The 14,758-nt window shown below is 61.4% G+C and carries 14 protein-coding genes; 6 read left to right on the top strand and 8 right to left on the bottom strand.

Features of this window, described 5'->3' with window-relative positions:
- Positions 1–11: 11 nt before the first annotated feature.
- Positions 12–1,649 carry a FecR family protein gene (locus AC07O2_RS03890; RefSeq protein WP_495074425.1) on the bottom strand — a complete coding sequence of 546 codons (1,638 nt, stop codon included), beginning with the start codon at positions 1,647–1,649 and terminating at the stop codon, positions 12–14.
- A 241-nt stretch (positions 1,650–1,890) separates the two neighbouring features.
- On the opposite strand from AC07O2_RS03890, the gene AC07O2_RS03885 reads away from it, so the two are divergent.
- A complete protein-coding gene (locus AC07O2_RS03885) occupies positions 1,891–3,006 on the top strand; it encodes a GGDEF domain-containing protein (protein WP_495074424.1) in 1,116 nt (371 codons plus the stop codon).
- On the opposite strand, the gene AC07O2_RS03880 is transcribed toward AC07O2_RS03885, so the two are convergent.
- Together AC07O2_RS03880 and tsaE are read right to left on the bottom strand one after the other, a co-directional pair.
- On the bottom strand, positions 3,007–4,413 hold the full coding sequence (locus AC07O2_RS03880; protein ID WP_495074423.1) for an N-acetylmuramoyl-L-alanine amidase: 1,407 nt from the start codon (positions 4,411–4,413) through the stop codon (positions 3,007–3,009).
- Entirely contained in the window at positions 4,410–4,910 is a 501-nt protein-coding gene (gene tsaE, locus AC07O2_RS03875; RefSeq protein WP_495074721.1) for a tRNA (adenosine(37)-N6)-threonylcarbamoyltransferase complex ATPase subunit type 1 TsaE, read from the bottom strand. The genes AC07O2_RS03880 and tsaE overlap by 4 nt, the downstream gene beginning before the upstream one ends.
- On the opposite strand from tsaE, the gene queG reads away from it, so the two are divergent.
- From queG to AC07O2_RS03860, 3 genes are all read left to right on the top strand, one after another.
- Entirely contained in the window at positions 4,890–5,972 is a 1,083-nt protein-coding gene (gene queG / locus AC07O2_RS03870) for a tRNA epoxyqueuosine(34) reductase QueG (RefSeq protein WP_495074422.1), read from the top strand. The two genes, tsaE and queG, sit on opposite strands and share 21 nt — an antisense overlap.
- 162 nt (positions 5,973–6,134) lie before the next feature.
- The gene (locus AC07O2_RS03865) at positions 6,135–7,259 is read left to right on the top strand and encodes a patatin-like phospholipase family protein (RefSeq protein WP_495074421.1); all 1,125 of its coding nucleotides are present in this window, start codon (positions 6,135–6,137) and stop codon (positions 7,257–7,259) included.
- A 49-nt stretch (positions 7,260–7,308) separates the two neighbouring features.
- Entirely contained in the window at positions 7,309–8,964 is a 1,656-nt protein-coding gene (locus AC07O2_RS03860) for a methyl-accepting chemotaxis protein (RefSeq protein WP_495074420.1), read from the top strand.
- A 16-nt stretch (positions 8,965–8,980) separates the two neighbouring features.
- Here AC07O2_RS03860 and AC07O2_RS03855 read toward each other — a convergent pair whose 3' ends face one another.
- The 3 genes from AC07O2_RS03855 to AC07O2_RS03845 are packed head-to-tail and all read right to left on the bottom strand — an operon-like array spanning position 8,981 to position 10,729.
- Positions 8,981–9,754: an alpha/beta fold hydrolase gene (locus AC07O2_RS03855; RefSeq protein WP_495074419.1), complete on the bottom strand. Its 774-nt coding sequence runs from the start codon at positions 9,752–9,754 to the stop codon at positions 8,981–8,983.
- Between the two features lie 11 nt (positions 9,755–9,765).
- The gene (locus AC07O2_RS03850; RefSeq protein WP_495074418.1) at positions 9,766–10,077 is read right to left on the bottom strand and encodes a YciI family protein; all 312 of its coding nucleotides are present in this window, start codon (positions 10,075–10,077) and stop codon (positions 9,766–9,768) included.
- Between the two features lie 28 nt (positions 10,078–10,105).
- The gene (locus AC07O2_RS03845) at positions 10,106–10,729 is read right to left on the bottom strand and encodes an FMN-dependent NADH-azoreductase (protein ID WP_495074417.1); all 624 of its coding nucleotides are present in this window, start codon (positions 10,727–10,729) and stop codon (positions 10,106–10,108) included.
- A 97-nt stretch (positions 10,730–10,826) separates the two neighbouring features.
- Between AC07O2_RS03845 and AC07O2_RS03840 the strand changes: the two genes are divergently transcribed.
- A complete protein-coding gene (locus AC07O2_RS03840) occupies positions 10,827–11,714 on the top strand; it encodes a LysR substrate-binding domain-containing protein (protein ID WP_495074416.1) in 888 nt (295 codons plus the stop codon).
- Between the two features lie 52 nt (positions 11,715–11,766).
- Here the strand turns inward: AC07O2_RS03840 and AC07O2_RS03835 are convergent, their stop codons facing one another.
- Entirely contained in the window at positions 11,767–12,672 is a 906-nt protein-coding gene (locus AC07O2_RS03835) for an AEC family transporter (protein ID WP_495074720.1), read from the bottom strand.
- A gap of 84 nt (positions 12,673–12,756) precedes the next feature.
- Between AC07O2_RS03835 and xerD the strand changes: the two genes are divergently transcribed.
- Entirely contained in the window at positions 12,757–13,653 is an 897-nt protein-coding gene (gene xerD / locus AC07O2_RS03830) for a site-specific tyrosine recombinase XerD (protein WP_495074415.1), read from the top strand.
- Positions 13,654–13,826: 173 nt separating this feature from the next.
- Here the strand turns inward: xerD and AC07O2_RS03825 are convergent, their stop codons facing one another.
- Positions 13,827–14,678, bottom strand: a complete 852-nt coding sequence (locus AC07O2_RS03825) for a hypothetical protein (RefSeq protein ID WP_495074414.1) — start codon at positions 14,676–14,678, stop codon at positions 13,827–13,829.
- Positions 14,679–14,758: the final 80 nt, after the last annotated feature.

The raw sequence follows: 14,758 nt of genomic DNA, 5'->3' as shown, positions 1-14,758 counted from the left end.
CAAAAAGGTGCTCAGAGAAAGCCCAGAAGCGGTAGCAACAAAAGCAGCACACGCCAGGGGCTGGGTGCATCTGGCACAGTGAAGGATTGGGTGCCGCCCCAGGGGCCGGTGTAGCCGTCTTCACCTATGGCCTGCACCCGTACATAGTGGGTGCCAGGTGCCAGGTCCTGTAGGGCGTATTGGGTGGCATCGGTCTGCGCATCGGTCTGCGGGCTGGCAAAGGTCTTGTCAATGTCGACCTGTAGCCGGTATTTGGCGGTCTGGGGCTGGGCGGTCCAGCGCAGGCTCAGGTTGCCGTCCTTGGGGGGCGGTATGTCTACGCCCGGGCCTGGCAGTACGCGCCTGAAGCTTTGGGCATCACCCCAGGGCCCCTGGCCTTGTTGGGGGTGGATGGCCGCCATGCGCCATTGGTACTGGCCAGGGGGTAGGTCTTGTTGGGTTGTGGTGCTGGCGGTATTGGCCAGCTCCTGGTCTTCCAGCGGCGCTGGCTGGTCCTTGGCGTTGACTTGCAGGCGGTAGCGCCAGCTGGGGTCGGCCAGGGTCCAGCGGAAGCTGGGTTGGGTGGCGGTGGTGGCGCTGTCGGCTGCGGGCTCTATCAGCAGTGGCGGCTCGGGCCTGGCATGTACGACCAGGCTGCGCTCGGTGCCCAGGCCTTCCAGGCCTTGGGCGTCGATTGCGCGCACGCGCAGCACGTAGCTGCCATCAGCCACGTCGCGGGCACGGATGCGGGCTGCGGGCGAGGTTTCGTCCGACTCGGCCACCACGAACTGCGTGCCTGGTGCCAGCTGGGTGCGGTAGCTGCTGGCACCGGCGACCGGGGGTAGCGGCCAATCTATGGGCAGGCGCTCTATGCGCTCGGGCAAGCTGTCCAGCACCGGTGCGGGCAGCAGCGTCACCGGCTGGTCGGGCGACTGGCCGGCCTGGGCTAGGCTGCCCTGGGCGGCCGAGGCGGTGACCTGGCCTGCCGGGTTGCTTACCTTGACAGCGCCCTCTATCACTTCGGTGCGCAGGCTGTCTTTTTCGGCGTAGACGCGGAACTGGGTGCCGCGCACCGCTGCCACGGCCGCCGGGGTGCGGATTTCAAAACGGCCGCCTGAGGTTCCCATGGGCGTGACCTGGTTTTCCAGGCTGCCTTGCAGCAGTTCCAGCTCCACCATACTGACCTGGCCCAGCACGCGCCGCTGCGTGCTGCGTAACTGCAGCGCGGTATCGCGGCGTACCAGCACGCGTGAGCCGTCGGCAAACTCCAGGCTGGCGCTGCCGGTGGGGCCGGTTTGCAGGCCGGCGGGTGCTTGCAATAACTCGCCCACTTCCGGGCTACGGGCTGCGGCCTGGCCGGATACCAGGCGGGTATCGCCTACCACGGCGGCCACGCGTACCTGGGCCGATTCCAGTCTGAGCCAGTCTGTGGGGATGTGCAGGCGGGTTCCCGGCGGGATGCGGTGATCGTCTGGAATATGGTTGCGCTGCCGCAGCGCCAGGGCCAGGGCGGGTTTTTTCAGATAGCGCTGGGCCAGGTTCCAGGGATGGTCTCCAGGCTGTACGGTATAAACGAAGTCAGCGGCCGAGGCGCTGCCAAAGGCGCCTGACAATAAAAGCAGCGCTAGGCCGTGGCCCAGTTGCGTAGAGCGGTGGATGTGCAGTTTCATCGTGTCTTACATTTCGGTTGCTGCCGTTGTGCTGGGCGATGGCAGCTTGTAATAATGCCGTTACAAGCTGCATTGGACAACATTTAGATGGGTCTGAACCGCCAAAGGGCGTCGCTGCTAGCGCATTTTTGAAATACGTCGCTTGAGGCTGCGTGTAACACGGTCTTAACACGACCTTAGGCTCCGCTCCCCAGGGGCAATTATCCTTTGTAGCTTGGCGCCGCGCGCCAGAAAGAAGTACATGGACAGATCGAGGACCTGGCTTCAGCGCAGTCTGGACAGCTTGCTGGGTGTAGAAAAGGCCATGCGCATCCGCACCAGCCAATTTGTGCTGGCGGCGGTGCTGATGCTGGCCTGTATTGGCGAGCTGTACTGGCTGGCGGCATTCGGCATCGCCAATATGCAGGATGTGACCCACTGGTCCATCCTCTCCGGCGCTGGCCTGGTGCTGGTGTTTGCGCTGATTCGTAGCGGGTTTTCTCTGCGCTGGAGCGATCCCTCGCTGGCGCTGCCGCAGATGCTGTATGCGATTGCCTGCAACGCCATGGCTTTTGTGATTGCGGGCGATGGCCGTGGCGTGACTTTGCCTTTACTGTCGGTGATCTTGACCTTTGGCATGTTTGGCATGTCCACCCGGCAGGTGACGTTTGTAGGGGCCTATGCCTTGGTCCTGTTTGCCTGGGCGATTGTGTATGTACGTGAGACCATGGGCAGCCTGGTGCCGGTCGAGGTGCACATCGCTTATTTCTTCATGTTGGCGATTGTCGTGGTGGGCTGTTCTTTTCTGACATGGCGATTGACCACCATGCGCCAGCATATTCGCGACCAGAAGGACCAGTTGCAGTATGCGCTGGAGAAAATCCAGCGCATTGCTACCCGCGATGAACTCACGGGTACGGCCAATCGCCGTTTCATGCAGGAGCAGATGCGGCAGGAGTTCCAACGCTCCAGCCGCAGTGGAACACCGGTGATGGTGGCGATGCTGGATATTGACTATTTCAAGCGCGTCAACGACACCTACGGCCACCAGGCAGGAGACCGCAGTCTGCAGATGTTTGCCCAGGTGGTGCAAAACAGCTTGCGCTCCACAGACCTGCTGGCGCGTTGGGGCGGCGAGGAGTTCCTGGTGTTGTTGCCCGATACCGACTTCAGCTACGGCATGGCCTGCCTGGAGCGCGTGCGCACCCAGGTGGCCGAGACCATGGTGGCCTTTGGCAGTGTGGAAATCCAGTTCACCGTGTCCATCGGTGTGACCCAGTACCTGGAGGGTGACTCCATAGAAAGTACGGTAGACCGTGCCGACTTTGCGCTCTATGCAGCCAAGGCCCAGGGCCGTAACCAGGTGGTTAGTGCATAGCTACACCGTGCGGTTGCGGGCCAGCGGCGGGTTCTTCGCAAAGTAGCTGCGGATGCCGCGCAGGATGGCGTCGGCCAGCTGCTCGCGGTAGTCGCTGCTTTTGAGCTTGGATTCTTCTTCGGGGTTGCTGATGAAGGCAGTCTCCACCAGCACGCTGGGGATGTCGGGCGCCTTCAACACCGCAAAACCGGCCTGTTCCACGCTGCCTTTGTGCAGGCGGCCAACACGGCCCACTTCGCCCAGCACCGCACTGCCTAGTTTCAGGCTGTCGTTGATCTGCGCGGTGGTGCTCATGTCCAGCATGGCGCTTTGCACCTGTGAATCCTTGGCATGCACATTGATGCCGCCAATCGTATCGGCGGCGTTTTCCTTGTTGGCCATCCAGCGGGCAGCACTACTGGAAGCCGCGCCGTGGCTGAGTGCGAACACGCTGGCGCCGCGTGCGGCGGGGGTGAGAAAGGCGTCCGCGTGGATGCTGACGAACAGGTCGGCCTGCACGCGCCGGGCTTTTTGCACCCGCACCTGCAGCGGCACGAAGAAGTCGGCATCGCGCGTCATGAAGGCGCGCATGGGGTTGCCGTTGACGGTGGTGGCGTTGATGCGCTCACGCAGCAGATGCGCCACCTGCAGCACCACATCTTTTTCGCGTGTGCCGCTGGGGCCGATGGCACCCGGGTCTTCGCCGCCGTGGCCGGGATCCAGGGCGATGATGATCAGGCGGTCAGTGCGCTGCGCAGCTGTGGCCGAATTATTGGCATCATTTGAGCCTGTAGCGCTGGGCGGCTGTGCTGGGGGCGCTATTGAATTGCTAGCGGAATCCTTGTTGGGCGCACCACCGGGTACCGGCGGGCGCGCGATGCCTGTAATGGCCGGTTTGGTTTGCTGCTTGGCGATCAGCGCCTCCAGTGCGTCGGCCTCGGCGGCCTCGCTGGGCTGCGGAGCGGGCGTGCGGTCCGCCAGGCGTTCGGTGATCAGCGCCTCCAGCGGGTCTTCTTCCTGGGCCGGGTAGAGGTCAAACACCAGCCTGTGCTGGTAGGCCGCCACGGGGGCCAGGGTGAACACCTGGGGTTTGGCAGCGCGCTTCAGGTCGATCACCATGCGCACGATGCCGGGTGCGTTTTGGCCCACGCGGATGCCGGCGATGTTCGGGTCATCGGCTTGCACACGGCCCACCAGTTCGCGCAGCGCCGGGTTCAGGTCTATACCCTCGATGTCCACCGCCAGGCGCGGTGGGTTGGCCACAAAGGTTTGCTTCACCGCCAGGGCGGTATCCGATTCGATGGTGACGCGTGAATAGTCGGGCGCCGGCCACACGCGTACCGCCACGATGCTGGCGCCGCGCGCAATGTGCTGCGCACCCAGCAGCAGGGCCAGGGTGCTGCCTTGTACAAATTCGCGCCGCTTCATGCGCCTACTCCTTGCAGCAGGCGCAGGCCTATGGCGGTGGCGGCTGTGATGTGCACCTGGCGGGACTCGTCGGCCAGGGCTTCCAGTGTGATGGCCAGGTCGGGCGCGGGCAGCAGGCCGCCAGCGTTTTGTGGCCACTCGGCCAGTTTCAGGCCGGGGCTGGCGAAGATGTCGCGAAAGCCCGCGTCTTCCCATTCGCGCGGGTCGCTGAAGCGGTAGAAGTCAAAGTGCCAGATATTCAGGCCGGGCACCTCGTGCGGTTCCACCACGGCATAGGTGGGGCTTTTGATGCGGCCGGCCACGCCCAGGGCGCGCAGCAGGTGGCGTACCAGTGTGGTTTTACCCGCGCCCAGGTCGCCGTGCAGGGTGATGAAGGCGTGGGTAATGTCGGGCTGGGTGGCCAGGGCCTGGGCAAAGGCGGCGGTCGCGGTCTCGTCGGTCCAAAGCAAGGTGCTGTGGGTTTCTACAATCGGCGAATGGTGTTGAACGGTGCTCAGAACAATGGTCTCCAATGGGTGTCGCAGATACAGGCATGGGCGCGCGAACTCGGATTTTCCCAAATTGGCGTGGCCCCGGTGGATTTGTCGTCTGCCGAAGCGGGTCTGATGGCCTGGCTGGCCCAAGGGTTCCATGGTGACATGGCTTATATGGCCAGCCACGGCCTGAAACGAGCCCGCCCGGCGGAACTGGTGCCAGGGACCGTCAGCGTCATCACCGCCCGCATGGATTATCTGCCTCGCAGCACGCCCGAGGGTTGGCAAGTGCGGGAATTCGACCGTTTGAACCGGCCGGGCGAGGGCATCGTGTCCGTTTACGCCCGGGGGCGGGACTACCACAAGGTGCTGCGCGCACGCTTGCAAAAGCTCAGCGATCGCATCGCCGCCGAGCTGTGCCCGCTGGGCTACCGTGTGTTCACCGACTCGGCGCCAGTGCTGGAGGCCGAGCTGGCCGCGCGCAGCGGCCAGGGCTGGCGCGGCAAACACACCCTGGTGCTGAACCGCGAGGCCGGGTCGATGTTCTTCCTGGGTGAAATCTATGTGGACATTGCTTTGCCGCCGTCCACGCCTACCAGCGGCCATTGCGGCAGCTGTAGTGCCTGCATTGATATCTGCCCCACGCAGGCCATCGTGGCCCCGCACCGGCTAGATGCACGCCGTTGCATCTCTTACCTGACCATCGAACATGCGGGGCCGATTCCGCTGGAGCTGCGCCCGCTGATGGGAAACCGCATCTATGGTTGCGATGACTGCCAGCTGGCCTGCCCCTGGAACAAGTTCGCCCAGCGCAGTGCCTTGCCCGACTTTGACGAGCGCCGTGGCTTGAGCGGTCAGCAACTGGCTACGCTGTTTAGCTGGACCGAGGACGAATTCCTGCGTTACACCGAAGGTGGCCCGATACGCCGCATAGGCCATGAACGCTGGCTGCGCAATGTGGCGGTGGCGATGGGCAATGCGTTGAGGGTGTTGGACGATGTGATGATCCGCAACGCGTTACAGCAGCGAGCCCAGGACCCAAGTCTGCTTGTGCGCGAACATGTGGCGTGGGCGCTGAAAAGTTAGTACATTCCTGAATTTAAAGTAGGGTCCTAGGGTATTTACTGTGCTTGCTGATCTTGTAAACGTGTAAGAAAAACTATCTTTTTGCTGGTTGTAATTAATTAATTAATGCAATCAGAGGTAATATTGGCTACGAAATGTATCCAGTATTTCAAAGGGATTAGCGTGAACAATCAGTTCGGGAAAAAGAAGAAAGCGCTGGTTATCGGCGGTGGCGCTCCGAATTCGCCTTTGATTGCCGGCGCCTTGGCCGCCTTCCTGGATCAAGGCATTGAATTCGATGTGATTTCTGCCTCGGGCGCTGGCGTACTCATGGGCTTGCTGTACCAGGCACCCAAGAACTACACGCCCCGGGAGGCCTTGGTCCGCTGGGCTGAGGTTGGGGTTGCGGACACGATCTACAAGCTGTTCCCGGTCAACTACAAGATATTCCAGAAACCAGGTGCCGAGGCCATGCAGTACCGAAGTGCCATGCAGCCTGCTGCAGCGCCGATTGCGAGCAACCCGTTCCTGGATGCCATCACCAAGAGCTTTACACACAATTTCAGCCAGACCTCCGGTACTTGGAAAGACTGGATGCAACTGGTGCAGTCCAGTCTGTCGCCATCGGATTTGAGTAGCAAAAGCCTGGGCTTGTGCGCGCATCTGCCGTTCTTGGAGCAGTCGGTTGACTTCAGTGCTGTAGCGAATATGCGGCCGGCGTTCTACATCAATGCGTACAACATGACCCAGGGTCGCATGCAGATTTGGGGTAAGGATGAGATTCAGCCAGTGCACGTTCGGGCGGCCTTGTCATTCCCTTTTCTGTACCCACCGACCGAGATCGATGGGGACGACTACATAGAGGGTGCAGCGCTGGATACGCTGAATTTTCAACCCTTCGAGTCGAACGCTGATGGGCAGTCTCTGCATGACGACGTGGATACGCTGGTCGTGCTCGACATCCTGGGAGACGAGCGTTTGATTCGCAAGCCGCGCAATCTGTACGACGCCTGGGTTCGTTCTGTCATCACACCGCTGGTGAAGATATCCAAGGCTGAAACCCGGCTGTTCGAGCTCGAACACAACACCGACCCGGCCACCGGCCAGCCCAAGCGGCGCATGCTCAAGGTGGACTTGATGCAGGGCATTCCGGATGGGCACTGGCCGGAAGTGCTGGAGTGGTCTGCATCCAATATGCAACTGCTTTTCGAAGTCGGCTACCGGGCAGGGCAGGCATTCTGCTTGGAGCATGCAGCTCTTTTGCATGTCACACATTCCGAAGACGACGAGGCCGTATCCGCTTGTTGAGCAAGTCGGCAGAACGATGGCCACCTAATGACATTGACGAGGAACATCTATGACAATCACCAAACGCTTGCTATTGACACTGTCCACCGCGCTTGTTGCGTTGATTTTTGTGGGCGTGGATGGGCTGTGGCAGCTACAGCGTTCCCAGGATCGCTTTGACACGGTGCAGAACCGCATCATTCCCAGCATCCATGGTTTGAATGCGGCCAAAGGCTTTTTGGCGGACACCCGGCTGGCGGGTTACCGCTTGTCGGTGTTCTCCAATCTCAGCGACAAAACGGCTCTGGAAAAAGCCTTGGCCGACGCCAACAAGAACTTTGATGACGTGATCGCGACCTACGAAAAGGAACGCATTTACGACGACACCGACCGCAAGATGCTGGCCGCCGACCGTGCCAACATGGAAGCCTATCGCCAGGCCTTGGTGCCGTTTTTCAGCGCCGCACGCGCGGGCGACATGGACGGTGTGCGCGCAACGCTGGTCGCCGGCTCGCCTTTGGCGCTGTCAGCTGCCGGTGTCAAAAAGGGCATAGACGAGCACATCGTCTACAACAACTCCTTGGTAGAGGCGGTGCGCCGGGAAAGTGCCGACGCCCATACGTTTGCCCAGCGCAGCATGCTGGCCGTGATGGTGGTGGCCTTGCTGCTGACGGGTACGCTGGCCTTGCACCTGTACCGCACCATTACCGGCAGCTTGGCCAATCTGCAGAAAGACTTTGAACGCGTCAGCGTGTCGCTGGATTTGTCGAAACCGGTGAAGATTGAGCGCATGGATGAAATTGGTCAGGTAGCGAATGCGTTCAACACCTTGTTGGCGCGCATTGCCGACGTAGTCGCAACGGTGCATGCTTCAGCCGATGCGGTCAGTGTTGCGTCGCAAGAGATCGCTGCGAGCAATGCCGACTTATCGACCCGTACCGAACAACAGGCATCTTCGCTGGAGCAAAGCGCGGCAAGCCTGGAGCAATTGACCGCCGCAGTGCAACAGAACACCAGCAGTGCGCGCGAGGCGAGCCAACTCGCGGTGACAGCATCGCAGATCGCATCGCAGGGTGGCAGTGTGGTGAACCAGGTGGTGAGCACCATGAATTCGATCAATGATTCCTCCAGCAAGATCGTGGACATCATCAGCGTGATTGATAGCATTGCATTTCAAACGAACATCCTGGCGTTGAATGCTGCTGTCGAGGCTGCACGTGCGGGTGAGCAAGGGCGTGGCTTTGCCGTGGTGGCCAGTGAGGTGCGCAGCCTGGCACAACGCTCGGCGGCTGCAGCCAAGGAGATCAAGGCACTTATTGGCGACTCGGTTGACAAGGTTGGGTCTGGCAGCAAGCTGGTGGAGCAGGCTGGTGAAACCATGCAAGATATCGTGACCAGTGTGCGCAAGGTAACGGAGATTGTGGGCGAAATCGCATTGGCCAGCCAACAGCAAAGCGACGGCATCGGCCAGGTGAACGTTGCGATTTCTCAAATGGACCAGATGACCCAGCAGAATGCTGCATTGGTGGAAGAGGCTGCGGCCGCGTCCCAGGCCCTGCATGAGCAGGCACAAACGCTGGAGCAGGTGGTGGGTGTGTTCCAGGTGGACGCGAACCCGTTGGCGTCAAAGCCTGCTCCCTATAAAGCCGCCTCGCGCTTGGCGGTCGCTGCACAGCCTAGTTCACCCGCACCGCGTTCTTCGGATAGGAAAATAGCTCTGAACTAGGTTGCTCTTCGAAAGCCTATTTCTCTACTGAGCGTGCTGCGCGCTCTATCAGCGCAACCACCGCGTCTGGGTGGCTGACAAGCGACATATGGCTTGACTTCACACTGACGGTCGTTGCGCCGATGGCCTGGGCTAGCGTGCGCTGGACCCGGGGCGGAAGGGCGTTATCGTTTTCCGTCACCAGATACCAACTGGGCTTGCTGTGCCATGCGGCCATCGTCACTTTGTCGCCAAATGCGCGGGCGCCCATGGGTTGCTGGGCCGCTGCCAGCAGCGCTGCCTGCGCCACGGACACATCGCCCGCCATGACGTGCCGGTAGGCCACGGGATCGTCGAGCCAGATCAGTCCGTCGTTGTCGGGCGTGACGCCTTCCATGGGCGCGGCCAGGCGGGTCAATATGTCGGCGGTGGATTCACCCGAGTCCGGCACCAGGGCGGACAGATAGACCAGGCCCAGCACATTGCTGGTGGTGCCGGTCTCTGTCACCACGGTTCCCGCCCAGGAATGGCCAACCAGGATCACGCCGCCTTTCTGCCTTTCCAGAACACGGCGCGTGGCGGCAACGTCATCGGCCAGCGAAGTCAGCGGGTTCTGCACCGCCGTCACGTGGTAGCCCTTGCGCTGCAATCGCTGGATCACAGGTGTCCAGCTGGAGCCATCGGCAAAGGCACCATGCACCAGCACGATGTTGCGCACCGTGGCTGGGGCCGCGCTGGCCGAGGCGAATGCGCAGCTGGCCGCCAAGGCCAGGGTGCCGCTGAACCAGCGCCAAAAACGGGATGTCGCCAAGATGCCGCTCCTCACTGGATGGCCTTGGCACCGGGCGCCCAGTCGGCTGGGAAGGCAGCGCTGCGCATGGCGGCGTCAAAGCCGCGTACCTGGTAGTCCACTAGCTTGTGTACGGCAAAGGAATCCAGTGCCAGCATGCGGTCCAGATCGTCGCGGCTATTGCTGCGTGCCAGCACAAAGCCACCGCTGCGGTCTTCCAGTGGCCCGGCGACCAGTATCTGGCCGCTGCGTGTATGTGTGACCAGCCAGTCACGGTGCGTGTCGAGGTGCGCATTCACCTCCTGGATGGGGCGGATGTAGTTCAGTGTGACAAGGTAAAGCATGGGTTTCTCCGAATAGTGGGGATGGTGATCAGGCAGCAGCTTGGCGTACGACTTCGGCAACCGCTGCGTGCGCAGTGCGCATGGACAGTTCCTTGACCTCGTTGCCTCGGGACAGGTTCTCTGCACGTATGAAGCGCACGTCGGTGATGCCCATGAAGGCGAAGACAGCCTTCAGGTAGTCCTCCTGGAAGTCCATGGCCGTGGCCGGGCCGGAGGTATACGCGCCGCCCCGGGTGGACGCGACGATCACGCGCTTACCCGTAGCCAATCCCACCGGGCCGGTGGCGGTGTACTGGAAGGTGCGCCCGGGCTGCACCACGCGGTCTATCCAGGCCTTCAGCTGGCTGGCCACCGAGAAGTTATACATGGGTGCGCCGATGACGATGGTGTCGCTGGCCAGCAGCTCGTCCACCAGAGCTGCCGAGCGGGCGTGCTCGAGCGCCACGCTGGCGCTGGTGTAGTCGCTGTGCACGGGCCGGAAGCCGGCGGCAATCGGGCCGTCCAGGTGCGGAATGGCGTCTTCCACGAGATCGCGGTAGCTGACCTGGGCGCCTGGGTGTTCGTGGCGTACGTGGCTGATGATGGCGGCTGTCAGTGCGCGCGATGCGGATGCGTCTGTGAGGATGCTGGAATCGAGGTGGAGAATTTTCATGTGATGCTCTTTAGTGGTAGTGCCTTGATGATCGGCAAATGGGCGGTGTCTGTCCAAGACGGAATGTGCGACAGTTGAGACCTGAAAGGACTCAACCATGCTCGACCTGCGCCAGCTCCGCTACTTCATTGCAGTCGCCGAAACCGAGAACGTGGGCCGCGCGGCCGAGCTGCTGCACATCTCGCAATCTCCGCTGAGCCGGCAGATACAGCAACTGGAAGAACAGCTCGGCGTACTGCTATTCGAGCGCAGCAAGAAGCGCCTGCGCCTGACGCAGGAAGGGCGCGACCTGCTGGGCGAGGCGCGGGCGCTAATGGCGAATGCTTTGCGGGTCGAGGCCTTTGGCCGCCGGCTGGGCTCCGGCACCGCGGGGCGGCTGGCAATAGGCTATGTGGAAGGCGCCATGCATGCGAACCTGCTGGGGCCGGCGCTGCGGCGGTTTCGGCGTGCCAGTCCGGCAGTGGCCTTGTCCTTGCAGGCGCTGGGTACCGCCGTGCAGTTCGAGCGGCTGCGCCAGCGCACGCTGGACCTGGGTTTTGTCTATCGGGCGCCCGAGCCTGGGTCTGACCTAGCCAGCGTGGCGGTGGTGGACGAGCCGCTGCTGCTGGCCATCCCCAAGGATGACCCGCTGTGCAAGCTGAAAAACATCCAGCCCGCGCAACTGGACCAGCGCCCCTGGATCGCCGTGGCCCGCCAACCGGTGGACACCGTACGCCCCGCGCTGCTGGCCGGCTGCCAGCGCGCCGGCTTCACGCCCGACATCGCCTATGAAACCTCCGACCCTCTGTCGTCGCTACAGCTGGTCAGCGCGGGCGTGGGGCTGACGGTGGTGCAGGCCTGCCTTGGCACGGCCAACGCTGTGCCCGATGTGGTGTTTCGGGAGCTGCCCTGGCTGAACCTGCGGGTCAACGTGTACCTCGTCTGGCGTAGCGACGAACAGCGCCCGCTGGTCAGCCAGTTTCATAACGCGGTTCTCAAGATTTAGGCCCTTGGCGCAGGCAATACCTGCGCAGTCAGCTATATTTTGAATAGCAACATCAATGCGCTAGCCCCAGGGCAAAAGGCAGGCTGAGTATGGCCAGCAGGGTAGACAAACTCACCAGGCTGGCCGTCAGCGCGCCGTCGTAGCCCATTCTGGACGCCAGCACATAGCAGCTGGATGCCGTGGGCAGGGCTGAGAACGCCAGGAGCACGGTGGTGTAGAGGGGCGACAAGCCCATGGCACGGGACATGCCCAGCGCCAGCAGCGGCAGCACGCAATGCCGTATCCCCAAGATACAGACGGCCAGCACCTTGGCCCGGGCCAGCGGCCCGAAGCGCATGCCCGCGCCCGCCGCCATCAGACCCAATGCGATGGACGCGGCGCCGATGCGGTTTACCGTGGGCTCCAGCCAGACCGGAATGGCAAAGCCCAGCAGGTTTGCCGCCAGGCCCGAGGCCGTGGCCAATATCAGCGGGTTGCGCAGCAGCTCGCGCGCAAAGCCCCGCTGCGCGTGCCGCGCCATGGGCCACACCGCCGCCACGTTGTAGATCGGCACGCAGATGCCTATCAGTACCGCCACCAGCTGTGGGCCCTGCGGGCCGGCCAGGCGTTCGGCCAGTGCCAGGGCGACAAAGGAGTTGAAGCGAAATGCCACCTGGGCCGTGGCTGCATGCTCGCGCCGGTCTATGCGCTTGCCGATGAAAGGCAGCCAGGGCAGGGAGTAGGACAGGGCTATGGCCAGCAGCCCGGTCGCCAGGCCGGCCAGTATCAGGCTGGAGGTGGCCTGCAGGTCCAGCGGGGTGCGCACAATCGACTGGAACAGCAGTACCGGGAACAGAAAGTAGTAGGTCAGGCTTTCCACCTGTTCCCACACCGTGCGGTTGAGGGCGGTGTAGCGGCACACCAGGTAGCCGCACAAAATCAGCGAGAAGTCAGGGAACAGCAGTTGCGCGTAGTACATCGCACCGAGAATAGCAGCCACCTTTTGTCCGTATTAGAAATTCACCATGATCCGTTCCACTGCCGCCGCCCGGGGCCTGCCCGCGTGAGCACCGACCGCATCGACGCCTTCATCGACGCCATCTGGCTGGAAGAAGGCTTGTCCAAAAACACGCTGGAGGCCTACCGGCGCGACCTGACGCTGTACGCCACCTGGCTGGCACCGCAGCAGGGCGGGCTGGACGATACGCGCGAGCAAGACCTGCAGGCCTACTTTGCAGCCAAGCACGCCAGCACCAAGGCCACCTCGGCGAACCGGCGGCTAACCGTGCTCAAGCGTTATTTCCGCTGGGCCTTGCGCGAGCACGCTATTCACGTCGATCCCACCTTGAAGCTACAGCCGGCGCGCCAGGCTTTGCGCGTACCCAAGACCCTGAGCGAAGCCCAGGTGGAAGCCCTGCTGGCCGCGCCGGACACCGACACCCCACTGGGCCTGCGCGATCGCGCCATGCTGGAGCTGATGTATGCCAGCGGCCTGCGCGTCAGTGAGCTGGTGTTGTTGAAGACCTTTCAGCTCAGTCTGGGCGACGGTGTTTTGCGCACCATGGGCAAGGGTAGCAAGGAGCGCCTGGTGCCGTTTGGCCAGGTGGCTGCTGAGTGGCTGGAGCGTTATGTGGCCGAGGCCCGGCCCGAGATACTGGACGGCAAGCAGACCGACGACCTTTTTGTTTCCTCGCGCGGCAACAAGGCCGGCCGCGCCATGTCGCGCGTCATGTTCTGGATGCTGGTGCGCAAATACGCGCTGGCGGCAGACATCCATGTGGCCCTGTCACCGCACACCCTGCGCCACGCCTTTGCCACGCATTTGCTGAACCACGGCGCCGACCTGCGTGCGGTGCAGATGCTGCTGGGGCATGCGGATATTTCTACCACCACCATCTACACCCACGTGGCGCGGGAGAGGTTACATAGTCTGCATGCCAAACACCATCCGCGGGGGTGAGGACGGTTTGCGGGTGTGCCGTTTGGAACAGCTTGTTTTGGAGGAGGCTGGTGGTTCGAATGTTTAGAGCTTGCGCTAATCAAGTTAGCCTAATCCATTCCCCTTTCCCCTTTGCCGGCGAGGCTATTGAATCGGTACTTAAATCTAAGGTCTGAAAGAAGAGAATGTACGAATCAATCTTTTCGGGTCTGCAGCGAGGGGAGAATCTTAAAAGCATCTATAAATCTGCCGAATGCTCGCCATTCTTCTGAGCCAGGTGCCGGCGTTTTGAAATAGCGTGCACGACGAAATAAAGGAATGAATTTGGAATACTCGGGCTGCTGGGCGAGTGTTCTCGCTAACTCATGGTGCCATTCTGTTCGTTGCTGGTTAAACACTTGCACCGCAGTTATGTCGTCTATACCCGCTGATAGACGGCCGGGCAGTGATCCTGCAAATACTTGAATACTGGACTCGTGTCCCGGTATACCAAGATAAGACCAGATAAAAAGAATGCTGAATTCACCGAATGTGTGTTGGCTCCAGTTGAAATTGTCTGAGTGTCGAGGGCGACGCTTAAACTTGCGGTCGTGAGGTGCTACGAATGCCATAAGGCAAAGGGTGCTCTTGCTCGGGGAGTATTCGATATCAATATGAGCGTCCGCCTTCTTGGGATCGTAATTTGAATCAGCAAGATTCGAGAATCTCCAACCGAACAGAATTTCGAATTGGTGTGTCTGCTTAATTGCGCGAGTATTGATGACGTATGAAGTGGGGCCGCTATCGCCAAGCTTTGAGACCTTAATTACGTTGATGTTCTCAGGGCTTTCGCGACTTACATGCACGGAAATTTTTGTCATGGTTATTTCGGAACCATGCTGCGGGTCGGCCGAGGCAGAGTTGATCAGAGTTCCGTGGGCGCGGTGCTTGAGCTTGGATCGTAGAGCAATGGTGAGATTGCCCATCGTTTTATCTTGATGGATGACAGAAAAAAGCGAGCGACGGCTTCCTTCGTGTATGGCATTGATACGCGTGGTTTTGGTCATGTGAATTTCCCTTGCATACAATTCTCGCACCGGATTTTCATCGCCTTGATGGAGTCCGGTACCGAGAACGGTGGGCGAAA

It is taken from the genome of Rhodoferax sp. GW821-FHT10B06 (assembly GCF_059415605.1).
The sequence above is the reverse complement of the archived record's forward strand: the minus strand, read 5'-3'. Positions and strand labels throughout refer to the sequence as shown.

Coding starts and splice junctions, on each gene's coding strand:
- queG (WP_495074422.1), top strand. CDS start 4,890: ATGGTGTTGAACGGTGCTCAGAACAATGGTCTCCAATGGGTGTCGCAG.
- AC07O2_RS03860 (WP_495074420.1), top strand. CDS start 7,309: ATGACAATCACCAAACGCTTGCTATTGACACTGTCCACCGCGCTTGTT.
- AC07O2_RS03850 (WP_495074418.1), bottom strand. CDS start 10,077: ATGCTTTACCTTGTCACACTGAACTACATCCGCCCCATCCAGGAGGTG.
- AC07O2_RS03885 (WP_495074424.1), top strand. CDS start 1,891: ATGGACAGATCGAGGACCTGGCTTCAGCGCAGTCTGGACAGCTTGCTG.
- AC07O2_RS03835 (WP_495074720.1), bottom strand. CDS start 12,672: ATGTACTACGCGCAACTGCTGTTCCCTGACTTCTCGCTGATTTTGTGC.
- AC07O2_RS03890 (WP_495074425.1), bottom strand. CDS start 1,649: ATGAAACTGCACATCCACCGCTCTACGCAACTGGGCCACGGCCTAGCG.
- AC07O2_RS03825 (WP_495074414.1), bottom strand. CDS start 14,678: ATGACCAAAACCACGCGTATCAATGCCATACACGAAGGAAGCCGTCGC.
- AC07O2_RS03845 (WP_495074417.1), bottom strand. CDS start 10,729: ATGAAAATTCTCCACCTCGATTCCAGCATCCTCACAGACGCATCCGCA.
- AC07O2_RS03840 (WP_495074416.1), top strand. CDS start 10,827: ATGCTCGACCTGCGCCAGCTCCGCTACTTCATTGCAGTCGCCGAAACC.
- AC07O2_RS03880 (WP_495074423.1), bottom strand. CDS start 4,413: ATGAAGCGGCGCGAATTTGTACAAGGCAGCACCCTGGCCCTGCTGCTG.